We start from the raw sequence: 21,628 nt of genomic DNA on the forward strand, positions 1-21,628 counted from the left end.
GGCAGTGAGCGGACGACCTCCGCCGAAACTGTATTCCGTGCGGCGTTGTCGCGGATTTCGGCGCGTGGAATACAGTTTCGGCGGGTCAGGGGCGGAGAATGAGCGGACGGGTCAGTATCACCGGCGCCTGCGCCATGAATCGTGGTGTGCTGCCGCGGTGTTCGTCGGCGGCATGCACGGTGAACGGATGCAGGACGAACATGTCGCCGGGTGCGCCGGTGGCGTGATGCACCGGCCGCGACGCGCTGGCCGCGTCGACGAGTGCTCCCGCCTCCACGGCGCCCAGGGGCTCGTCGCCGAGCACTCGGGCGGTGTCGCGGTGCGACCCGGCCCGGATCCGCGTCGGCGCGTCATCGATCGTCACCTCCGACAGCAATGTCAGCACCAGCAGTGTCTGCGGGCGGTTCGTCACGAACCAGACGCCGTCCTCACCCGGGGTGTTGAGGTCGATGTGCCAGCCGCGGTCGTCAGCGGGAGGCTGCACCGGAAACCGGACCGGGATGTTGCCGAGCGCGCCGCGGGGCAGCCAGCCGTCCTCGCCGCAGATGGCGTCGAGTGCGTCGGCCAGTACCGGGCTGCGGGCGAGCTCGCCGAACGGGCCCTCACCGGTCAGGTCGGCGGTCCACATCACCGGTCGGGTCCACGTCGCGGGATCCCGCGAGACGCCGAGGTGCGGCCACAGACGCTCGCGGGCCGCGTCGGCGACAGCGCGGGGTGCGGCCTGCTCGAGCCTGAGGTAGCCGTGGGTGTCGAAGAAGTCGAGATCGACCACGCCGCGAGCGTCGCACAGCGATGGGGCGACGTGCGAATGCTTTTCTGCCGAAACTGTATTCCACGCGGCGTTTTCGCGGATTTCGGCGCGTGGAATACAGTTTCGGCGGGTCAGGGGCGGGCGGTGAGGAAGCCGAGGCCGGCCATCGCCGCGGCGCACACCATCACGATGCCCAGCGGTGTCGCGGTGTGCTCTCCAGCGAGACCGACCAGCGGCGACACCACGGCCGCGAGCCCGAACTGCGTGGCACCGAGCAGAGCCGACGCGGTGCCCGCGGCCCGGGGCGCGGCCGACAGCGCCAGCGCGGTGGTGTTGCCGAAGATCAGGCCCATGCCCGCGACCGCGAAGAACAGCGGGAGCGCGAGCCAGCCCGCAGGAACGCCGGCGGCCGCGAGCGTCAGCACTGCGATGCCGGCCGCCAGGATGAGGACGAGGCCGGCGCCGGCCAGTCGGCGCGGCTCGACACGCGCGGTGAGGCGAGCGCTCGTCGCGCTCATCAGCAGCAGCCCGAAAGCGTTGACGCCGAACATTGCTCCGTACTGCGCGGAGCTGAGGCCCATCATGGTCTGGTAGACGAACGGCGACGCCGAGATGTAGGCCATCATCACCGCGAACGCGAATCCGAACGCCACCAGATGGCCGAGGTAGGCGCGCCGGGTCAGGTCCCGCAGCGGCGAGCCCTTGGTGGCCTTGTCGGCGCGCAGCGCGGCGCGACGTTCCTCGGTATGGGTCTCGCGGATCACCACGAGCGCGGCGACGAGCATGGCGACGACGAGCGCCAGGATCACCGCGAGCGCACCGCGCCACCCCAGCGGCTGCACCAGGAAGCCGCCCGCCAGCGGCGCCGCGATCGGGGCGATGCCGCCGACGATCATCATCAGGCTGAACGCGCGCGCCGCGGCCCGGCCGGTCGCGAGGTCGGAGATGATGGCGCGGCCGATCACCATGCCCGCCGCACCGGTGAGGCCCTGCGCGAGCCGGGCGGCGACCAGCACCTCGATGGTGGGGGCGAGGACGGCGACCACGCTGGCGAGCACGCACACCACGGCGCCGATGACCAACGGCCTGACCCGCCCGTAGCGATCCGAGAGCGGACCGAACACCAGCTGACCGGCCGCCAGACCGAGCAGGAACGCGGTCAGCGTTAGCTGCACGCTGGTCGCAGAGGTGTGCAGGTCGTCGACCATCTGCGGAAACGCGGGCAGATAGAGGTCGGTGGCGAACGGCGCGACGGCCGACAACAGCGCCAGGGTGACGAGCAGCCGCAGGGTGATCTGCGGCGCTGAGTCCCGGCGCGCCGTCGTGTCGACGCTGGCGGTCATGGAGTCTCCCAAGATGGTTATCAACAAATAGTTATCAATACATAACTATCAGGTAGGGTGGGATCGTGCAAGCCCGCCCGCCCCGCGCCGAGCAACTCGCGGACCTCGCCGACGTCGTCATGGCCGTGGCGCGCGCGGTCAGGTCGCAGGCCGCCGCCGACCCGGAGGTCGTCGAACTGTCGGCCACCGAGGTGACGGTGCTGCGCTTCATCGACCACCACCCCGACGTCAGCGCGGGCACCGTCGCTGACGGAACGGGGCTACAACGCAGCAACCTCAGCCGCGCACTGCGCGACCTCGAGGCCAAAGGACTGGTGCGCCGGTCGGCCGACCCCGGCGACAGCCGACAGGTCGTGTTGCGCTCGACAAGGCTCGCCGAGGAGAACCTGGCGCGCCTGCGCGCCATCTGGGCGCGGCTAGTCGGTGATGCGCTCGATGCGTCGGGGCAGGAGTACGACATCGCCGCAGCGCTGTCTCTGTTGCGTGCGCTGGAAAGCGGACTCGACGCGGGCGCGCGATGAACCCGTTCCGCCGCAGGCGCATCACCGTCCCGGTCGGGCGCTACGACGCGGACACCGATCGGTGGCGCGATCTGGACGACCACGGATCGGCCGCATGCCACCAGCTGACGGTGGCGACGTTCAACATCTGGTTCAACGAGCTCCACCGCGAGCAGCGCCATCGCGCGATCGGCGAGCTGCTCTCCCGGGAGGCCCCGGACGTCATGGTCTTCCAAGAGGTGACCCGCCCGGCGCTCGAGGTGTTCCTGGCGCAGCCGTGGATACGGGCGGGCTATCGTCGCGCCGCGGTGATCGGCGACCACAACTACGGCATGCTCATGCTCTCCCGGCTCCCCGTGCGCCGCTGCACCTACACACGGTTGCCCAGCCGCCTGTCGCGCGGGTACCTGACGGGTGAGTTCACCGTGAACGGACGCGATCTGATGATCGTGTCCGTCCACCTCGAGAGCGGAAAGACGGCGCGAGAGCTGCGAGCTCGCCAGATGTCGCGTCTGTGGCGCGCATTCGGCGACGACGGCGATGTCGTGATACTGGGCGACTTCAATATTCGCGACGACGAGAGCCCCGCCCTGGACCCGCGCTATCGAGATGTGTGGCCGCACCTGCGGCCGGACGACCCGGGATTCACCGAGGACACCTCGATCAACCACATGCGCTACGACATGAAGAACAAGCACCGCCACGTCAGATTCGATCGGGTGCTGCTCAAGGGGCCGGCATGGAACCCCGTCGACATCGGACTGCTCGGCCGCGCCCCGATCGCACCGTCGCTGCCGAGGATCTTCCCATCGGATCACTTCGGGGTGCTGTGCCGACTCGAGGCTGTACCGGCCGCCGTCAAGCCGGCCGCCGTCAAGCCGGCCGACGACCATCCCGGCCGTCGGCGATGGTTCGCGCGTTAGGACACGCGCCGGGCCCACGCCGTTGCGGCGACGACCACCAGCGCGGCCACTGCCGCCGTGACCGCGAGCGCCACGCTGTTGCGCCCGGCCGCGCCGACCGTGATCGCCACCAGCGCCCACAGCACCCCGGCCGCATACCCCACCGTCCCGCGCAGCGTCACCGTCAGCAGCACCGCGAAGGCCGCCGCCGCGACCAGCACCACCCCCTGCCACATCGCGGCGTCCGGCGACACGCCGGAATCGATCAGTGCGGCAGCGATATTGGCGAACACCGCGATCGACGACCACCCCAGATAGAGGCCGAACGTGACGGTCGCGAGCGTGGCCAGCCACGGCGGGCAGGACAGATCGCCGCGGCGGCGCACCAGCAGCAGCATGATGTGGGCCAGCGCACCGACCATCACGGCGAACACCACCACGGTGACCCACAGCCAGTTCTGCGCGGCCACCGCGAGCCAGACGCTGAACCCGACGAACACCACCGAAGCGTCGATCAGCAGGCTGGTCTCCCACGACGACCCCAACCCGAACCGCCACACCGCCAGCGCCGTCGCCGCGCACAGCAGCGTGATCACGCTCCACAGCGCGAATGCGTAGCCGGCCGGCGTGATCAGAGCCTCATTGGTGGCGCCCGAGCGCAGGAAGTCGCCGGCCAGCGCACTGACCACCAGCGGCGCGATCAACTGGCTCACGGCCAGCACGACCAGCACGCGGCGCCACGGCCGCACCGAGGGGGAGTTCGTCGTTGGAGCTGTGGTCACCGAGGGATTCGGTGCGCGCGGCCGTCCGGATTGGCGCGATTTCGGCGTAGTAGGTCAACCTGGGCGTGACCAACTACACCGAAATCGCTATAGATCGACCGACATCGGGCCGACGCCCCAGATCTCGTCGCAGTACTCGCGGATCGCGCGGTCCGAGCTGAACTTGCCGCTGCGGGCGGTGTTGCGGATTGACATCCGCGACCAGACGTCGTCGTCGAGCCACACCCGCGACACCTCGGCCTGACGGTCGACGTACGAGCGGTAGTCGGCGAGCACCAGGAACGGGTCGTGGTGGATCAGATTGTCGACGACCGGGCGCAGCACCTCGGTGTCGCCATGGGTGAAGGTGCCCGCGGCGATGAGTTCGAGCACCGCGGCCAGTTCCGGATCGCGTTCGACGAAGCTCTGCGGCCGGTACCCCTCGGCCTTCACAGCCTCGACCTGGTCCTCGGTCAACCCGAACAGGAAGAAGTTCTCCGCGCCGGCCTCCTGGCGGATCTCGACGTTCGCGCCGTCGAGCGTGCCGATCGTCAGCGCGCCGTTGATCATGAACTTCATGTTCCCGGTGCCCGAAGCCTCCTTGCCGGCCGTCGAGATCTGCTCGGAGAGGTTGGCCGCCGGGTAGACCAGGTGGGCGTTCTTGACGTTGAAGTTCGGCAGGAACACGACTTTCATGTACCGGTTGACGTCGGGGTCGTTGTTGACCGTCGCGCCGACGGCGGTGATCAGCTTGATGATCCGCTTGGCCATGGTGTAGCCCGGTGCGGCCTTGCCACCGAACAGGAACGCCCGCGGCGGGATCGCCAGCCCCGGGTTGGTCTTGAGCCGGTGGTAGAGCGCCACGATGTGCAGCACCATCAGATGCTGGCGCTTGTACTCGTGGATCCGCTTAACCTGCACGTCGAACATCCACGTGGGGTCGAGCTCGATGCCGGTCGTCGAATGGACGTACTCGGCGAGCCGGGACTTGTTGGCGCGCTTGACCTCCCGCCACCTCGCTCGGAACGCCGGATCGTCGACGAACGACTCGAGGCCCCGCAGCCGCACCAGGTCGGTCAGCCAGCCGGGGCCGATCGACTCGTCGAGCAGCTCCCGCAGCCCCGGGTTGGACAGCGCGAGGAACCGCCGCGGCGTCACCCCGTTGGTGACGTTGCCGAAGCGCTCCGGCCATAACTCGTAGAAGTCCTTCAGCACACTGGATTTCAGCAACTCCGAGTGCAGCGCGGCGACGCCGTTGACGGCGTGGCTGCCCACGGTCGCCAGGTGCGCCATCCGCACGCTCTTGCCGCCCTCCTCGCCGATCAGCGACATCCGCCCGATGCGCTCCGCGTCGTCGGGGAAGCGGGCCCGCACCTCGGCCAGGAAGCGTTCGTTGATCTCGTAGATCAGCTCGAGGTGACGCGGCAGCGCCTCGCCGAAGATGCGCAACGGCCATGTCTCCAGCGCTTCGGGCAGCAGCGTGTGGTTCGTGTAGCCGAACGTGCGCACGGTGAGGTCCCACGCCTCGTCCCAGCCCAGCTGATGCTCGTCGATCAACAGCCGCATCAGCTCGGCCACCGCGATCGAGGGGTGGGTGTCGTTGAGCTGGATGGCCCACTTGTCCGGCAGCGCCGACAGCGGCAGCTGCGCCCGCTGCAGATGGATGCTGAGGATGTCCTGCAGCGAGCACGTCACGAAGAAGTACTGCTGCAGCAGCCGCAGCCGCTTCCCGGCCTCGGGTTCGTCGTTCGGGTAGAGCACCTTCGACACCGTCTCGGAGACGACTTCCTCGTCGACGGCCTTGTAGAAGTCGCCGGTGTTGAACGCATCGAGCGCGAACGACTCGACCGCCCGCGCGCTCCACAGCGTCAGCGTGTTGCAGGTGTTCACCCCGTAGCCCTGTACCGGGGTGTCGTAGGAGACGCCCTTGAGGACCCGCTGCGGCACCCAGCGCACCCGCAGCTTGCCCGTGACGTCGGTGTACTGCTCGGTGTGCCCGCCCCAGTTCACCAGGTAGCTGGCATCCGGCTTGTCGATCTCCCACGGGTTGCCGTGCACCAGCCAGTTGTCGGTCTTCTCGACCTGCCAGCCCTCGGCGATCTCCTGGGAGAAGATGCCGAACTCGTACCGGATGCCGTATCCGATCGACGGCCGCTCCAGCGTGGCCAGCGAATCCAGGTAGCAGGCCGCCAGCCGGCCCAGGCCGCCGTTGCCCAGGCCGGGCTCCCCTTCACGGTCCAGGATCTCGTCGAGATCCTGGCCCAGGTCGGCCAGCGCCTGCCGGGCGGCGTCCTCGATGCCGAGGTTGAGCAGGTTGTTGCCCAGCTGCGGGCCCATCAGGAACTCCGCGGACAGATAGCAGGTGACCTTCGCCGACAGGTCGAGCCAGTCCTGCGTGGTCGCCATCCAGCGCTTCTGCATGCGGTCGCGGACGGCCAGCGCCAGCGCGCGGTAGTAGTGCTCGGGCCCCAGCACGGCCGGCGGGCGCGCGATCGAGTACACCAGATGGTCGGACACCGCCGCGCGCAGCGCGTCGGCGGTCATGCCGGTCCGGGTCTGCCCGGTCGGACCGGCCGGAGCGCCGTTGACCTGGGCGGACTGTCCGGACGATGCGTTCACGAGGTCGGTCACGGGCGTCATTGTGGCGACCGCATGTTTCGGGAATGGGTCGCGGCCGTGAACGCGGAAAATTTCGGCACAGATCGTCACCAGGGATTGCCGACCGGATTATTGACGCGGTTGACTGTTCTGATGACGACCGGCTCGCTCCGCTGGGCGCCGGTCAGGCGCGCGATACCCCCGCTACCGCAGCTGGTGGGCTGGACGCTGACGGTCGGCGCGCTGTGCTTCCTGGTGCGCGGGCTGGTGTACCTGGACAGCTGGTCCTACGCGATGGTGTGGCCGGCCGTCGCGCCGCAACTGGTCGCGCTGCTGACGGCGCCGCGCCGGCAGTGGCCCGTCTACCTCCTCGCATTCGCGGCCATCCAGATCATCCCGGGCCGGTTCGTGCTCGGGCTCTCCCCGGAGATCGGGGTGCTCTCGACGCTGACCGCCGTGGTGTTCGCCGCGGTGATGCTGCACCGCGATCAGGACTGGGTGAGCGGCCGCAGCGACTCCCTGCGCAGCTGGCAGCGGTTCCTGTTCTACGGCGTGTTCGTCGCCCCGGTGCTGGCGAGCCCGATCGGTGTCGCCGGCCTGGCATTCAACGGGGAGGTCGGCACCGACGCGCGGGCACTGGCCTTCGCCGCGATGGCCTGGTACCTCACCGAGGCCGTCGGTATCGCCTTCCTGGTCCCGCTGATGCTGCGGTGGCGGCACTACGCGCGTCGGCACACCGTCCACGAGGTGGCGTGGTTCACGATGATGACCGCGGTGACCGTCGGCCTCTGCGCGGCGTCGGCGACGAGGTCGAGCTTCGTGCTGGTGTTTCTCACCGGGCTGCCCGCGCTGCTGGTGCTCATCCGCTCCGGCATCGCGTCGGCGTTCGCCGAGATGGCGATCGGCTCGGCGTTGGTGCTCGGCAGCACCTTCGCCGGGTACGGCCCGTTCGCCGCGTCGCTGGACGACCCCGGCCAGGCGATGATCTCCGCGCAGGTGTTCGTGCTGGGCGCGTTCACGATGGTCGTGCTGGTCGCCGCCGCGCTCGAGGACCGTGAGCGCCTGGTCGCCCTCGACGACGCCAGCCACAAGGCGTACGAGCTGATCGCCGAACTGACCGGCGACGTGGTGATCCTCGTCGACGCCGACGGCAACGTGCTGCACCGCGCCAGCGAGGGCCACGAGATCCTCGACATCCCCGACGGCCCCATCACCAAGGCGCGCTGGCTCGACCACATCCATCCCGACGACCGCGACGCCCGCGCAGACTTCCCCGCCTCGGATCCCGGGGCCTCGGCACCATTCCGCGTCCGGCGCACCGACGGATCATGGGGCTGGTACGTGCTGCACAGCCGGCGGACCGCCGACGGTCTGACCGCCGCGATCATGCGCGACGTGACGCTGGAGCGCGAGGTGCAGGATTCGCTGACCGACATGGCGAACACCGACCCGCTCACCGGGCTGGCCAACCGGCGCGGCCTCGACCAGCGGGCGGCCGAGATCTGGCGCCGTGCTGCCGAAGACGGCGAGCAGGTGACGGCGCTGTTCGTCGACATCGACCATTTCAAGTCGTTCAACGATCTCTACGGGCATCAGGCCGGCGACGAATGCCTCCGCCACATCGCCGAGGTGCTGGCGCATCTGGCCGATCCCGGCGTGTGTGTGGCTGCACGTTACGGCGGAGAGGAGTTCGCGGTCGTGCTGTCGGGCTGCGACGACGCCTCCGGGTTCGCCAAGGGCCTGGTGCGGGCGATCCGCTCGCTGGCGATACCGCACGGCGGCACCGACACGGGCACCGTGACGATCAGTGTCGGTGTGGCGACGCTGCGGCCGTGGCGGCTCACCGGGTCGGATCCCGACACCGCGGTGCGCGAGCTGCTCGACCACGCCGACAAGGCGCTCTATGCCGCCAAATCCGAAGGGCGCAACGCGATCTCGATCTACCGCGACGGCGCGGTGCTACTCGGCGAGTAGGTTCACGATACGGGTGAACACCGGCGGCGCCAGGCGGGCGGCCGGCACGATGAGCGGCCGCAGCGGGGATCCGCTGGCCCGCAGCACCCCGGCGGTCATCAGCCGGTAGCGCCGGGTGGTCTGCCGCCAGCGCCGTTCGTAGTCGGCCGGCCGGTCGGCGACCACGCTGTCGACCAGCGTGCGGGCCGCCGCGAACGACAGCCCGAGTCCCTCACCGGTCAGCGCGTCGACGTAGCCTGCCGCGTCGCCCACCAGCAGGACGCGGCCCACCACCCGGCGCGCGACCCGCTGCCGCAACGGTCCCGCCGCCCGATCGGGTTCGTACGGATGGCCGGCGAGCCGGTCGCGCAGCGCCGGGAACGCGGCCAGGTGCTCGTCGAAACCGCCCTGCCGGGAACTCAGGATCGCCACCCCGACGCAGTCCCCGGCGACGGGCGTCACGTACGCCTCCCCGGCAGCCGGGTCCACGGCCCAGTACACCTCCACGCAGTCCGACCACGGTGCGATACCGACATGCCGGGTGAACCCCCACCGGCGGGTCGCCGGGCCGGGGCGGTGCAGGCCCAGGCCGGCGCGCACGGCGGAGTGCAGGCCGTCGGCCGCGGCCAGGTAGCGCGCCCGGATTCCGTTGACGCACACGCCGTCGTCGTCCTGGGTGACGGCCCCGACGGTGCCGGTCTCGATGCGCGACCCGGCCGCGCCGGCGGCGTCAAGGAGCGCGCGATGCAGTGCCGTGCGGCGCACACCCAGACCGGGTCCCGACGCGAACGCGGCGCTGACGGAACGCTTTCCGTCGAGGTAGGTGATACCGCGGAACGGCACACCCGCGGGGTGAGCGCCGAGCAGGCCGAGTTCGCGCACCGCGTGCGGCATCAGTCCCTCACCGCACGCCTTGTCGATCGCGCCCTGGCGCTTCTCGATCACCACGGTCTGCAGACCGCGGCGCGCGGCGTGGATCGCCGTCGCCAGGCCCGCGGGTCCACCGCCCGCGACCAACAGGTCGATCACGGCAGCCGCTCCAGTGCCCGGTTCTCGACGGTGATCCGGGTGCGCAGCAGCGCGGCGTTGAGGGCCGTGAACACCAGCGCGGTGATCCACGCGGTGTGCACCAGGGGCAGCGCGATGCCCTCCACGACGACCGCCACGTAGTTCGGGTGACGCAGGTACCGGTAGGGCCCACCGGTGACGCGGCCCCCACCGGGCACGACCACCACCCGGGTGTTCCACTGCCGCCCGAGCGTGGCGATGCACCACCACCGCAGCGCCTGCGCGGCCAGCACCACCGCCAGCATCGGCCACCCCAGCGCGGGCAGGAACTCGCGGTGCGCGGCTTCCACCAGACAGGCGACCAGCAGGCCGGTGTGCAGCACTACCATAACCGGGTAGTGGCCGGCGCCGAACTCCACGCCGCCCCGCTCCCGGCTCCAACGCAGGTTACGTTGCGAGACAATGAGTTCGGCGATCCGTTCGGCGGCGACCGCGGCGATCAGCAGTGTGTAGGCCAGCACGGGTCACCGCCAGCGCAGCAGGACGAGCTCCGAGCAGAAGCCCGGGCCCATCGCCATCAGCAGCCCGGGCTGATCGGCCGGTGGCTTTTTGGCGATGGTGTCGCGCAGCACGTGCAGCACCGACGACGACGACAGGTTGCCGACCTCGCCGAGTGAGCGCCAGGTCAGTTCCAGGGCGTCGTCGCCGAGGCCGAGCGCGGCGGTGATCGCCTCGATCACCTTGGGGCCGCCGGGATGCGACACCCAGGCGGCGATGTCGTCGACAGCCAGGCCGTGCCCGCCGAGGAACGCGGACATGTCGTCGGCCAGATAGCGGTCGATCAGGTCGGGCAGATCGGCCGACAGGATCAGCGCGAAGCCGTTCCTGCCGACCTTCCACCCCATGGTGTCCAGGGAGTCGGGGTACATCCGGCTGCAGGTGTCCACCACCGCGGGACCGCGGGGGTCCACCTGCTCGGCGCGGTCCTCGCCGACGGCGACCACCGCGGCCGCGCCGTCACCGAACAGCGCGCTGCCCACCAGGCTCGCCATTGTCGGCTCGGCCGCCGGGTAGGTCAGCGAGCACAGTTCCACCGACACCAGTGCGGCGGTCTGCCCGGGAGCTCCGCGCAGATAGTCGTGCATACGCGCGATGCCGGCGGCCCCGGCGACGCACCCCAGCCCGAACAGCGGCACCCGGCGCACGTCCGGTCGCAGTCCCAGCCTGCCCGCGATGCGCGCGTCCAGGGAGGGCACCGCGACGCCGGTGACCGTCGTGGTGATGATCAGGTCGAGATCGCTTGCGAGCAGGCCTGCTTCGTCGAGCGCGGCGGTCAGCGCCTCGCAGCCGAGATCGACGGCGTGCTCGAGGTAGATGTCGTTGGCCTCGCCGAAGTCCTGCAGGGCCGGGTACCGGTCGAGGGGCAGCACGAAGTGCCGTGCCCTGACCTTGGCGTGTTCGTGCAGACCGCGCACCACCTCGTCGAGCCCGGCGAACGCCGGCACGGCGAGGAACGCGTCGGTGACCTCCTGCTGGCTGTAGCGGTGCGGCGGTAAGGCGCCTTGGACGCCGGCAATGACGCTGATGGGGGTCATGGCGATATCCGTTCTGTGGGTTCTCGGGGCGGCGGGGCCGCCGGTGCCTCCTCGAGGCCGAGGCGGCGGTGGATCCGCTTGAGCCAGTGCGGCGCCCACCAGTTCCAGCCCCCCATCAGGCGCATGAACGCGGGCACCGCGACCATGCGCACGAGTGTCGCGTCGACGAGGACCGCCAGCGTCAGGCCGAGGCCGAACATCCGCATCACCGACGTGCTCGCCGCGATCAGCGCCGCGAACGAGATCGACATGATCAGTGCCGCGGCGGTGATGATGCGGCCCGTATAGGCGATGCCCAGGGCCACCGACTCGTCGGATTGCCCGGTGGCGAGCCAAAATTCACGGATACGGGCGACGAGGAACACCTCGTAGTCCATCGACAGGCCGAAGGCGATGCAGAACAGCAGCACCGGCATGTTGGCGACCAAGGTGCCGGTCGGGGTGGTGCCCAGCCCGCCCAGGTGGCCGTCCTGGAACACCCAGACCAGCGCGCCGAACGCCGCGGTCAGCGAAAGGACGTTCAGAACAAGCGCTTTGAGCGGGACGACGATGCTGCCGGTGAGCAGGAACAGCAGCGCGAACATGATGACGGCGATCAGGCCGAGCACCAGCGGCAGGGTGGAGGTGATCGCGTCGACGCTGTCGCGGTTGGTCTGCGCGGTGCCCGTCATCTCGACGGCGCGACCGCCGGGCCCCGGCACGGCGTGCAGCCCGTCGAGTTGCCGCTCCGACGCGTCGGAGAACAACGGTGCGCTGCTGGCGACGGTGAGGAACGCGCTGCCGTCCTTCTCGCCGGTCGGTGCCGACGGCGGGCCCGAGGCGACCCCGTCGACGTACGTGCCGGTCGGTGCGGAGACGGCGACCACGTCGGGCACCCGTGACAGTGCGCCGGCATAGGCGGACAGTTCGGCTGGGCCGAGGCCCTGGGTGTCGGGGACGACGACGGTGACCGCGGTGTCGGTGTTGTCGGCGAAGTCGCGCCGCAGCTGGTCACCCACCTGATGCGCCGACGCCGACTGCGGCAGCACCCGGTCGTCGGGAAAGCCCCACCGCACGCCGAGGAACGGCAGGCCCGCGACGATCAGCAGCACGACGACAGCCAGGCCCAGCGGCAGTGCGCGCCGCATCACCGTCTGCGCGCAGCGGTACCAGAAGCGCTGTTCGACCGGGATCGGTTGCGGGTCGGGCCGGCGCAGCAGCCGGCGGGCCAGCCGGCGCACGTCGAGGGAGTCGTGCCGGTCACCGAGCAGCACCAGCGCGGCCGGGGTGACCACCACGGCGGCGGCCGCGGCGAACGCGACCGTCGCCACGCCCGCATAGGCGAAGGACTTGAGGAAGTGCATCGGGAACAGCACCATCACCGACATCGACAGCGCGACCGTCGTCGCCGAGAAGATCACCGTGCGTCCGGCGGTCGCCATGGTGCGCCGCACGGCCTCGGTGCGGCCGGCGCCGCCGGCGAGCTCGTCGCGGTACCGGCTCAGGATCAGCAGCGTGTAGTCGATCGCCAGGGCCAGACCCATCGCGGTGGCCAGGTTCAGCGCGAAGATCGACACATCCGTGGCGAAGGTGACCACCCGCAGCACCGCCAGCGCCCCGACGATCGCCATCACACCGATCGCCACCGGCAGCGCCGCAGCGAGCAGCCCGCCGAACACCCAGACCAGCACCAGGAAGCTCAGCGGGATCGCCAGGCCCTCCATCAGCAGCAGGTCGCGCTGCGAGTGCTCGGTGATCTGCACGTTGACCATCGCGGTTCCGCCGGTGCGCACCGTGACGCCCGCGGGCACATCCCGCGTGACGTCCCGATCGATCTCCCTGGCGTACGTCTGCTGCTCGGCCTCGGTGCCGGTGATGCCGACGACGACCAGCCCCGACGTCCGGTCCCGGCTGATCAGGTCCGCCGCGGCGGCAGGTGGGGTGGTCCAGGCCGACGAGACGGTGGCGACGTGCGGATGGTCGGCGACGCGCTGAGCGATGCGCTGCCCGGTGTCGCGCGCGGCGGGGCTGTCGACACCGTCAGGCGCGGACACCACGATCAGCATCACGACGTCACCTTGGCCGAAGGTCTCGGTCAGTGTCCGCGACGCGCGCGCCGATTCGCTGCCGGGGTCGGCGAAGCCGCTGGGGGACAGGCTGGCCGCCACCGGCACGCCGAGGACGGCGAGCGCGACGGTGAGCGCCGCCGCCGCGCCCACGATTCGGCGTGGCGCGGCGAGAGCGAGCGAAGCGATTCGGTGAAGCAGCTCTGTCTCCCGTGTTCTCGAGAAGCGCCTAAATTTACGACACGGAAGAAACCCTGTGGGGGTTCACGATCTGACGAAATCGTGATGTGACGGCCTCAGCGCAGCTCGAAATGCTGGTAGTCCAGCGGCGTGCGCCAATGACCGCCCCACCGCCAGCCCCGCGCGGTGAAGGCCTCGACGGCGGGGTCGCCGTCGTGGAACATGCCGGGGTCGGTGCGGGTGCGGTCCAGCCACGGGCCCCCGTTGGCGGGTTCGAAGTGGCCCCGGGCATCGAGGTAGGGATTGATCCGTGGGTTGATGTCCACCGCGCGTCCGTAGGCGTGCAGCGACCAGCTGTCCGAGCCCGGGATGCCGCGGCAGTTGTAGGCCGAGGTGTTGTTGTCGCGCATCGACAGTTCGTCCTCGGCGCCGGGGTAGCGGTCGGGGCTCTGCATCTTCTCGATCGGGAAGCGAAGGGCGGTGAGCTGGGCGAACACGTCGACGACGGCGTTCACCACGTCGGCGTTGACCACCAGTTCGCCGCGGTGGAGCCGTCCGTCGACGCCCCAGTGGTCCAGCTCGACGCGGCGCAGCGCGTCGGGGCCCACCGGACAGCCGGGCCGCCAGGTCGCGCCGAGTTCGGCGGCGGTGACCGGGCTGACGGTCGGGGACCGCGGCGGCGCTTGCGCTGACGTCGAGAGTTGCGGCGCCGGCGCGGACGGTGGGTCGGGCGACGCCGGCGGCGGCTCCGGTGGCGACGCGCACTGCACCAGCGTCATCGTCACGGCCGCCAGCGCGGCCAGCCTCGTGAATCTCACCGCGGACCACCGTACCCGGGCCCGGGCATGCGGTTAGACACGCTAAACACTTCTGTTAGTACAGCTTTCGATTTTTCCCCAGGTCACAAGATCGCCGTCTTTGCTGTGATGTAGCTCATGGTGGCGTTATAGTGTGTCCGCAGTCACAGAAAGGGCGGACATGGTCGGATTCGGCGAGGGTGCGATGGTTCCGCAGCAGGTCGAGCCATCGCACGCGGTTCGCACGTCCCACGACATCAACTGGGTCGTCGCTTTTCTGATGATCACGGTGCTGATCGCCGGAATCGCCGGCGTCGTCCTCGCGCTGTCCAGCGGACTGCCGAACGTCGCGATCGTCATCGCACTCGTCACCGGTGCGGTGTTCGCCGGGCAGCTCTGCTGACGCCTCAGATCTGACCGTGCCGCGGCGGCACGGTTCCCGACAGCGTGTACCGGCCGATGTGCTGCAGTTTCCAGCGCGTCGGATCGTGCAGCGTGTGAGTGCGCGCGTCGCGCCAGAACCGGGACAGATTGCCCGCCGCCGAAGCGCTTCGCGTGCCGCCCAATTCGAACAGACCCTCGGCGGCCGCCAGCGCGGCGCGGGTGGCGGCCACCTTCGCCACCGCCACCGCGATCGATGCCTCCGCAGCCGACTGCGGCGTCAGGGCGTGCTCTGCCGCGTCCACCCGCCGGGCGGCCTCGGCGAGCAGCGCCTGCGCACCGCGCACCGTGACCGTCAGCTCGCCGGCGGCGGCGATCAGCGTCGGATCCTCGGCCGCGGTCTGCACCCGCGCCTCGAAATGCGCCCTGGCGCGGCCAGACTCAACCACCCCGGCGGCCAGCGCGCCGGTCGCGAGACCGACGTCGATCGCGGTGTGCCACAACTGCGCCCGCGCGCCGTAGGTGGACGGCCCCGCGAAGATCGGGCTGAACGGCACCACGTGCTCGGAGGGGACCACGACGTCGTCGAGGATCACCGTCCCCGACGCCGTGGTGCGCTGCCCCATGCCGTCCCAGTCGTCGACCACCTCCACACCGGGCGTATCGCGGGCGACGAACGCGATCGCCTTGGGTGTCGCCGCAGTCGGTGCTTCGCCGGAACCGTCAGTGACGGAGGCACGCACCAGAATCCAGTCCGCGAACAGCGCGCCGGTGGAGTAGTACTTCCGACCCGACAACACATGGTCACCGGAGGGCTGCCGCTGCAAGGTCGTGGTGTCCACGTCGATGGTGTGCGGGCCCCGCTCGGACTGGGCGTTGGCCAACAGCGCGCCGTCACCGACGCTGCCGAAGAAGAACTCCTTCTGGGCCTCGGTGCCCTGCAGGCGCAGCGCCTCGAGAAAGGTGACGTGTGACTGCGGGATCTGGGCGATCGAGGGGTCGGCGTGGGACAGGAGGCGGAACACCTCGGCCAGCACCGTCGCCGGCACCCCCGTGCCGCCATACCGCTCCGGTACGGAAATGGCCAGCAGCCCGGACTCTTTCAGCGCTGCCACCTGGTCGTACGGAAGCTGCCGCCGCTCGTCGCGGGTGGCCGCGTCGACCTCGAACTGGCCGGCGAGCTTCGCCGCGACATCGAGGACCGCATCGGCCGACAGCGACACCGTCACCGCGCGGCGCCGACGAACGGAATGGCCGCCGGCGCGGCCGTGTGCGTCTGCGCCGCGAACAGACCGCGGTCGCGCAGGATCGGAATGACGCCCTCGCCGAACCAGTACAGCTCTTCGAGGTGCGGATAGCCCGAGAAGATGAACTCGTCGATGCCCACCTCGGCGTATTCGGCGATGCGGTCGGCCACCTCCCGGTGACTGCCCACCAGCGCCGTACCGGCACCGCCGCGCACCAGCCCCACGCCTGCCCACAGATTGGGCGCCACCTCCAGGGTGCGGGCGTCGTGCCACGAGCCGTTGCTGCGATGCTGTTCGTGCAGCGCGAGCATTCGCTTCTGCCCCTCGGATTCGCTGCGGTGCAGGCCTTGCTGCGCGCTGCGGACGGTCTCCTCGTCCAGTGCCCCGACCAACCGGTCCGCCTCGGCCCATGCGGCGTCGGCACTGTCGCGGGAGATGGTGTGCAGCCGGATGCCGAACCGCACGGGTCGCCCCTGCGCGTCGGCCAGCCCGCGGATCCACTCGATCTTCTTCCGGACCGCCTCGGGGGGCTCCCCCCAGGTGAGGTACACGTCGGCGTGCCGGGCGGCCACCGGTCCCGCGGCCGCGGAACTGCCGCCGAAGTACAACGGCGGCACCGGGTTCGGGGGACCGGCCAGCGAGGCCTCCTCGACGTGGATGTGCTCGCCCTGCAGGGATACCGTCTCGCCCGCCCACAGCCGCCGCACCACGTCGAGGAACTCGTCGCAGCGTCGGTAGCGCCCGTCCTTATCGAGGTGATCGCCGAAGGCGCGCTGCTCGTGGGCCTCGCCGCCGACCACCACGTTCAACAGGATGCGGCCGGGGGCGTGGCGGGCGAACGTCGCCGCCATCTGCGCCGACAGGGTGGGGCTCACCAGGCCGGGCCGGAGGGCCACCAGGAACGCCAGCGAGGTCGTCTCGCGGGCCAGCAGAGCGGCCGTGATGAACGCGTCCTCACACCACGCGCCCGTCGGGATCATTGCCCCCGTGAAACCGAAGCTCTCCGCCGCCCGCACGATCGACGCCAGATAGTCGATGGACGCGTCGCGGTCACTGTGCGCGGCCCCGGCGGGGGTGCCGTGCCCGCCGCCGACGACGAGCCGGCTGTCGCCGTATGTCGGTAGGAACCAATGCAATTGGATGGTCATGTCTTCTCCTCCGTCGTGTCAGCGGCCGCGCGTCGGCTGCGCGGCGACCGACGCCGGCGACGACGGCACCGTGGCCGGGCGGTCGATGATCGTCGAGGACGGCCCCCCGACGCGGTACCCCGCGCCGCGGTGCTCGTCGGGCAACCGGTCGCCGCGCCCGTGCAGTTTGTGCCGCAGCGTGCCCGGCGTGTAGGCCGACTGATAGGCGCCGCGGGCGGTGAGTTCGGGCACCACGTGGTCGACGAACTCTTCGAACGAACCCGGCGTGATCGCGTAGGCCAGATTGAAACCGTCGACATCGGTCTCGTCGACCCATTCCTGCAGCGAGTCGGCAACCTGCGCACCGGATCCCACGAAGCGGGGACCGATGCCGCCGATCTTGCCCCACTCGGCGATGTCCCGGACCGCCCACTCGCGGCCGTCGGGATCCGCGGACTGGAACGCCTCGACCGCCGAGAGGATCGCGTTCGAATCGACGTTGCCCACCGGTTCGTCGAGGCCGTAGCGGGCGAGGTTCACGCCCATCCACCCCGACATGAACACCAGCGCACCCTCCGGATCGCCGTAGGACAGGTACTCGGCGTGCCTTGCGTGCGCTTCGTCCTCGGTGCCGGCGGTGATGATCGTCGACAGGTTGAAGATCTTCACCGAGTACGGGTCGCGGCCGGCCAGTTCGAGCTCGCGCCGAACGGTGGAGACGGTGTCCCGCAGGATCGCCTTCGTCGGCGCCGCGGTGAAGATGGCCTCGGCGTTCTCGGCGGCGAACCGCACCCCTCGTGGCGAGGCGCCGGCCTGGTAGATCACCGGGGTGCGCTGCGGGGACGGTTCGGACAGGTGGATGCCGGGCACGCTGAAATGCGTTCCCTCGTGGCCGATGTGGTGCACCCTGTCAGGGTCGGTGAAGACGCCGCGCGCCGCGTCACGCACGACGGCGTCGTCCTCCCACGAACCCTCCCACAGCTTGTAGAGCACCTCGAGGTACTCGTCGGCGTGGTCGTAGCGGGCGTCATGGGCGGGCTGGTCGATCGGGCCCATGTTGCGGGCGGCCGCGGGCAGATAGCCGGTGACGACGTTCCAGCCGATGCGGCCGCCGGTGAGGTGGTCGAGTGTGGAGATGCGGCGCGCGAACGGGTAGGGGTGCTCGAAGCCGGTGCCGGTGGTGATGCCGAAGCCCAAGTGCTCGGTGACGTACGCCATCGCCGACACCAACAGCAGCGGGTCGTTGACCGGGACCTGGGCGGCCTGCCGGATCGCGGCCTCGTCACTGCCGCCGAAGACGTCGTAGGTGCCCAGCACGTCGGCGATGAACAGGCCGTCGAAGCGGCCGCGCTCGAGGAGTTGGGCCAATTCGGTCCAGTACCGCAGGTCCTTGTAGCGCCAGGACTGGTCGTCGGGGTGCTTCCACAGGCCGGGAGACTGGTGGGCGACGCAGTTCATGTCGAAGGCGTTGAAACGGATCACACGGGTCACCGCGAAATGGTGTCCGATCGCCGGCCTGCCGACACCGGTTTGTCTCACCGCGATTCTCTTATTACCCCGGTGGCTGCGCCCGCGGAAGCGCATTCCTGGTCGCTGTGAGCGAGAAATCGCAACCCGGAATGCTATTCCGGCGCACAGAGGGGAGCGGCTTAGATCATGTCGCGGCGGGTGAGCCAGCGCATGATCGGCCAGCCGATGAACACCGGCAGCCAGCACGTCAGGATCCGGTACAGCAGCACCGAGGGCACCGCGACCGCGGCGGGCACGCCGAACGCGGCGAGACCGCCGATCAGCGCGGCCTCCACGGCGCCGACACCGCCGGGCGTCGGCGCCGCCGAGGCCAGCGTGCCGCCGACCATCGTCACGATCGTGACGGTGACGAAGCTGGCGTTGCCGCCGAACGCCTCGATGCTCGCCCACAGCGCCAGCGCCGCACCGAGAGTCGTTGCCGCACAACCCAGTATGATCAACGCGAGCCGCTTCGGCTCGCGGGCCAGCTCGACCAGATCGTCGAGGACCTCCTTGAGCCGCGGCCGAACCGCGGTGGCCAGCCAGCGCCGCAGCTTGGGGACGAAGAGGAACACCCCGACCGCGCCCAGCGCCGCGCCGGCGATCAGGTACAGCACCGTGGCGCCGGGCACGAACCGGGACAGGTTCGCCGACGCGCCCGCGGCGGCACTGAAGATGATCAGCAGTGTGATGTGGGTCAGCACCTGGACCGACTGCTGCAGCGCCACCGCCGTCGTCGCCCGCAGCGCGCCCAACCCGCCCTTCTGCAGGAACCGGGTGCTCAGCGCGAGCCCGCCGACACCCGCGGGTGTGGTGGTCGCGGCAAACGTGTTGGCCACCTGCATGATCGCGAGATTGCGGAAGCTGACCAGGCCGTCCGCGCACGCCCACAGCGCCGCGCCGGCACCCAGGTACTTCAGCGCCGAGACCAGCAGCCCGGCCACCGCCCACCACCAATTCGCGGACCCCAGTTCGGAGAAGAACACCGGCACCGAGCTGATGAACGGATAGGCGACGTAGACGAGCGCCACCAGCAGCACCGTCTGGATCAGCTGGCTGCGGGTGAAGCGCGTGATCGTCGCGGTGGTGATCTGGTCGGCCCCGGTCTGGCGCTTGACCTCCTCACGCGCCGCCGACATCACCGAGCCCGCGTCGCGCACCGAGTTCCGGAGACCCTGGTGCATCGCTGCTTTGGTGAGCCGGCGGGAGGCGGCGAGGACGGCGTCGTTGCCGAACACCGTGATCGCGGCCGCCACCGCCTTCTCGGCGCCGTACAGGTCGGTGGTGGTGACGAGGAGCTGCGCGATGTCGGAGTGCAGATGTGCCTCGGAGGCACCGTATTCGGCGAGTGCGAAGCCGCCGAACTGCGGGGTGCCGTCGACGACGGTGATCTCCTTGCTGCGCAGATCACCGTGCGAGATCTGCTGACTGTGCAGGATTCCGAGCGCGTCCCAGACCCGGCTGACGGGCGTGTGTTCGGCGCAAGCGTCGAGGGGCGTCCCCCGCGCCGGCCGGTGCGCGTAGAGCGTCCAGCCGCGTTCGAGCGCCGACACCGCGATCGGCGAGGTGTTCGCCAGCGCCAGGTCGCCGACCGCGATGGCCATCAACGCACGGTGTTCCACCGCCCGGCGCATGGACGTCTGCAGCGGTGCGGTCTCGCTGTCGCGCAGCCGGAGTTTGCGCCAGAACTGCCGCAGGAAGCCGCCACCGCGCTGATGCGGCCCATACAGTTCGACGACCGCGTCGCCCTCGTCGGGGTCGCCGTGGTCGACGGTACGGTCCTGAGTTGCGGTGAGCACCATGGGTCCTCGCCCCGCCGGCCGGACCACGCGCAGCGCCGCCACCCGGAAGCCACGTCGCGCCATCGCGCGAGCGGCGCCGTCGAGAGGCACTTCGAGCGCGGGGGTGCCGACCACGAGAACCACCAGGGCGCCGACGAACCAGCCGACCGACAGGCCGAGTAGCGAGCGCGCCGGCACGACGGCGCTGACGACCAGGTGGATCGGCACGAACGCCAGCAGCAGCGCCCACCACCAGCGTCGCCACCGCGCCGGCAGCCACGGACCCGACACCGTCAGCACGGCTGCGAGCATCCCGATCCAGCGCGGATCGTCGAGGAACTGCGAGAGCACGGTATCGAGCCGCTCGGTGAGGTCGAAATGCCACTGCGGCGCCGCGATGCCGTTGCCGGTGATCGACAGCAACAGGATCGCGGCGATTCCCGCCGCGGCGTACGCGCCCAGGAGTTTCCACTGCCGCGCGACGATCAGACCGATCAGGATCACGAAGGGCAGCGCGAGAATCGCGATGCCGTAGATCAGGTAGACGGTGTTGGACTGCGTGGGGCTCAGCACGCCGACGATCTCGGAGATCGACTGTTCCAGCGCTTCCCATTCGTTGCGGGTGATGAGCGAGCTGGTGATGACGACGACGAGGAAGATCCCCGAGAGCGCGAGCCGCAGAATGTCGTTGGTGCGCCGGGTCAGTGGTTGGAGCAGGCTCCCCGAGACGACGATGTCCCGCCCGTCAACGCGCATGGCTCAACGATCATAGCGGCTGCCCGCTCACTTCACGGTGACGTAGACCGTCTGGTTGCTGATCGACCGGAAGTTGTCGCCCTGGGAGGTGGCGAACGGCACGCCCTGACGGACGTCCACGCCGTGGGTGATGGACACGACCGACGCGTCCCGCAGCGGGGTGCTGGAGAGCCGCGTGACGATCACGCGGTTGCCCTGGTCCTCGAGCGCCATGATGGTGGCGTCGGCTTGACCGCTGCCGGTCGGTGCGGCCAGGGCCGGTCCGGCCAGGCTCAGTGCCGCGGAGGCCAGTCCGGTGGCGATGCCCGCGAGGACGGTGGTCTTGGTCATGGTGGTGCTCCTTCGTGTCGACGACGTTGTCTTGCTGCGTGGTGTGGGCCTCTCGGCCGACCGT

The 21,628-nt window shown here is 70.1% G+C and carries 18 protein-coding genes; 4 read left to right on the forward strand and 14 right to left on the reverse strand.

Annotated elements, in window-relative coordinates:
• Nucleotides 1–85: 85 nt before the first annotated feature.
• The gene (locus MCHUDSM44219_RS08040; protein ID WP_048417716.1) at nt 86–772 is read right to left on the reverse strand and encodes a phytanoyl-CoA dioxygenase family protein; all 687 of its coding nucleotides are present in this window, start codon (nt 770–772) and stop codon (nt 86–88) included.
• A 110-nt stretch (nt 773–882) separates the two neighbouring features.
• A complete protein-coding gene (locus MCHUDSM44219_RS08045; RefSeq protein WP_048417717.1) occupies nt 883–2,094 on the reverse strand; it encodes a multidrug effflux MFS transporter in 1,212 nt (403 codons plus the stop codon).
• A 65-nt stretch (nt 2,095–2,159) separates the two neighbouring features.
• Here MCHUDSM44219_RS08045 and MCHUDSM44219_RS08050 point away from each other — a divergent pair, with 65 nt between their 5' ends.
• Nucleotides 2,160–2,615 carry a MarR family winged helix-turn-helix transcriptional regulator gene (locus MCHUDSM44219_RS08050; RefSeq protein WP_082162105.1) on the forward strand — a complete coding sequence of 152 codons (456 nt, stop codon included), beginning with the start codon at nt 2,160–2,162 and terminating at the stop codon, nt 2,613–2,615.
• The gene (locus tag MCHUDSM44219_RS08055; protein WP_082162106.1) at nt 2,612–3,517 is read left to right on the forward strand and encodes an endonuclease/exonuclease/phosphatase family protein; all 906 of its coding nucleotides are present in this window, start codon (nt 2,612–2,614) and stop codon (nt 3,515–3,517) included. Before MCHUDSM44219_RS08050 ends, MCHUDSM44219_RS08055 begins: the two co-directional genes overlap by 4 nt.
• Here the strand turns inward: MCHUDSM44219_RS08055 and MCHUDSM44219_RS08060 are convergent.
• Together MCHUDSM44219_RS08060 and MCHUDSM44219_RS08065 are read right to left on the reverse strand one after the other, a co-directional pair.
• Nucleotides 3,514–4,278, reverse strand: a complete 765-nt coding sequence (locus MCHUDSM44219_RS08060; RefSeq protein ID WP_048417718.1) for a TspO-related membrane protein — start codon at nt 4,276–4,278, stop codon at nt 3,514–3,516. The genes MCHUDSM44219_RS08055 and MCHUDSM44219_RS08060 overlap by 4 nt on opposite strands.
• Before the next feature lie 87 nt (nt 4,279–4,365).
• Nucleotides 4,366–6,897, reverse strand: a complete 2,532-nt coding sequence (locus MCHUDSM44219_RS08065; protein ID WP_236695398.1) for a glycogen/starch/alpha-glucan phosphorylase — start codon at nt 6,895–6,897, stop codon at nt 4,366–4,368.
• 111 nt (nt 6,898–7,008) lie between these two features.
• Here MCHUDSM44219_RS08065 and MCHUDSM44219_RS08070 point away from each other — a divergent pair, with 111 nt between their 5' ends.
• Nucleotides 7,009–8,829: a sensor domain-containing diguanylate cyclase gene (locus MCHUDSM44219_RS08070; protein ID WP_048417719.1), complete on the forward strand. Its 1,821-nt coding sequence runs from the start codon at nt 7,009–7,011 to the stop codon at nt 8,827–8,829.
• Here MCHUDSM44219_RS08070 and MCHUDSM44219_RS08075 read toward each other — a convergent pair.
• The 5 genes from MCHUDSM44219_RS08075 to MCHUDSM44219_RS08095 all read right to left on the reverse strand — a co-directional run bounded on the left by MCHUDSM44219_RS08075 (nt 8,815) and on the right by MCHUDSM44219_RS08095 (nt 14,454).
• Nucleotides 8,815–9,837, reverse strand: a complete 1,023-nt coding sequence (locus tag MCHUDSM44219_RS08075; protein ID WP_048417720.1) for an NAD(P)/FAD-dependent oxidoreductase — start codon at nt 9,835–9,837, stop codon at nt 8,815–8,817. The genes MCHUDSM44219_RS08070 and MCHUDSM44219_RS08075 overlap by 15 nt on opposite strands.
• Nucleotides 9,834–10,337, reverse strand: a complete 504-nt coding sequence (locus tag MCHUDSM44219_RS08080) for an isoprenylcysteine carboxyl methyltransferase family protein (RefSeq protein ID WP_048417721.1) — start codon at nt 10,335–10,337, stop codon at nt 9,834–9,836. The genes MCHUDSM44219_RS08075 and MCHUDSM44219_RS08080 overlap by 4 nt, the downstream gene beginning before the upstream one ends.
• Before the next feature lie 3 nt (nt 10,338–10,340).
• The gene (locus MCHUDSM44219_RS08085; RefSeq protein ID WP_048417742.1) at nt 10,341–11,402 is read right to left on the reverse strand and encodes a type III polyketide synthase; all 1,062 of its coding nucleotides are present in this window, start codon (nt 11,400–11,402) and stop codon (nt 10,341–10,343) included.
• A gap of 5 nt (nt 11,403–11,407) precedes the next feature.
• Complete coding sequence (locus MCHUDSM44219_RS08090) at nt 11,408–13,657, reverse strand: MMPL family transporter (RefSeq protein ID WP_048417722.1); 2,250 nt, start codon at nt 13,655–13,657, stop codon at nt 11,408–11,410.
• 95 nt (nt 13,658–13,752) lie between these two features.
• Nucleotides 13,753–14,454 carry a M15 family metallopeptidase gene (locus tag MCHUDSM44219_RS08095; RefSeq protein ID WP_236695399.1) on the reverse strand — a complete coding sequence of 234 codons (702 nt, stop codon included), beginning with the start codon at nt 14,452–14,454 and terminating at the stop codon, nt 13,753–13,755.
• A gap of 160 nt (nt 14,455–14,614) precedes the next feature.
• On the opposite strand from MCHUDSM44219_RS08095, the gene MCHUDSM44219_RS08100 reads away from it, so the two are divergent.
• Nucleotides 14,615–14,836, forward strand: a complete 222-nt coding sequence (locus tag MCHUDSM44219_RS08100; RefSeq protein WP_048417723.1) for a hypothetical protein — start codon at nt 14,615–14,617, stop codon at nt 14,834–14,836.
• 4 nt (nt 14,837–14,840) lie between these two features.
• On the opposite strand, the gene MCHUDSM44219_RS08105 is transcribed toward MCHUDSM44219_RS08100, so the two are convergent.
• The 5 genes from MCHUDSM44219_RS08105 to MCHUDSM44219_RS08125 all read right to left on the reverse strand — a co-directional run bounded on the left by MCHUDSM44219_RS08105 (nt 14,841) and on the right by MCHUDSM44219_RS08125 (nt 21,564).
• Entirely contained in the window at nt 14,841–16,043 is a 1,203-nt protein-coding gene (locus MCHUDSM44219_RS08105) for an SfnB family sulfur acquisition oxidoreductase (protein ID WP_048417724.1), read from the reverse strand.
• Nucleotides 16,040–17,209, reverse strand: a complete 1,170-nt coding sequence (locus tag MCHUDSM44219_RS30820; RefSeq protein WP_048417725.1) for an LLM class flavin-dependent oxidoreductase — start codon at nt 17,207–17,209, stop codon at nt 16,040–16,042. Before MCHUDSM44219_RS30820 ends, MCHUDSM44219_RS08105 begins: the two co-directional genes overlap by 4 nt.
• A gap of 18 nt (nt 17,210–17,227) precedes the next feature.
• Nucleotides 17,228–18,679, reverse strand: a complete 1,452-nt coding sequence (locus MCHUDSM44219_RS08115; protein WP_048417726.1) for an LLM class flavin-dependent oxidoreductase — start codon at nt 18,677–18,679, stop codon at nt 17,228–17,230.
• A 158-nt stretch (nt 18,680–18,837) separates the two neighbouring features.
• Complete coding sequence (locus tag MCHUDSM44219_RS08120; RefSeq protein WP_048417727.1) at nt 18,838–21,234, reverse strand: lysylphosphatidylglycerol synthase transmembrane domain-containing protein; 2,397 nt, start codon at nt 21,232–21,234, stop codon at nt 18,838–18,840.
• A gap of 27 nt (nt 21,235–21,261) precedes the next feature.
• Nucleotides 21,262–21,564, reverse strand: coding sequence for a hypothetical protein (locus MCHUDSM44219_RS08125; protein WP_048417728.1), 303 nt, complete (start codon nt 21,562–21,564; stop codon nt 21,262–21,264).
• Nucleotides 21,565–21,628 lie beyond the last annotated feature (64 nt).

Source organism: Mycolicibacterium chubuense, from assembly GCF_001044255.1.
In the GTDB taxonomy this organism is placed as follows: Bacteria; Actinomycetota; Actinomycetes; order Mycobacteriales; family Mycobacteriaceae; genus Mycobacterium; species Mycobacterium chubuense.

Coding starts and splice junctions, on each gene's coding strand:
- MCHUDSM44219_RS08045 (WP_048417717.1), bottom strand. CDS start 2,094: ATGACCGCCAGCGTCGACACGACGGCGCGCCGGGACTCAGCGCCGCAG.
- MCHUDSM44219_RS08055 (WP_082162106.1), top strand. CDS start 2,612: ATGAACCCGTTCCGCCGCAGGCGCATCACCGTCCCGGTCGGGCGCTAC.
- MCHUDSM44219_RS08065 (WP_236695398.1), bottom strand. CDS start 6,897: ATGACGCCCGTGACCGACCTCGTGAACGCATCGTCCGGACAGTCCGCC.
- MCHUDSM44219_RS08070 (WP_048417719.1), top strand. CDS start 7,009: ATGACGACCGGCTCGCTCCGCTGGGCGCCGGTCAGGCGCGCGATACCC.
- MCHUDSM44219_RS08100 (WP_048417723.1), top strand. CDS start 14,615: ATGGTCGGATTCGGCGAGGGTGCGATGGTTCCGCAGCAGGTCGAGCCA.
- MCHUDSM44219_RS30820 (WP_048417725.1), bottom strand. CDS start 17,209: ATGACCATCCAATTGCATTGGTTCCTACCGACATACGGCGACAGCCGG.
- MCHUDSM44219_RS08120 (WP_048417727.1), bottom strand. CDS start 21,234: ATGCGCGTTGACGGGCGGGACATCGTCGTCTCGGGGAGCCTGCTCCAA.
- MCHUDSM44219_RS08125 (WP_048417728.1), bottom strand. CDS start 21,564: ATGACCAAGACCACCGTCCTCGCGGGCATCGCCACCGGACTGGCCTCC.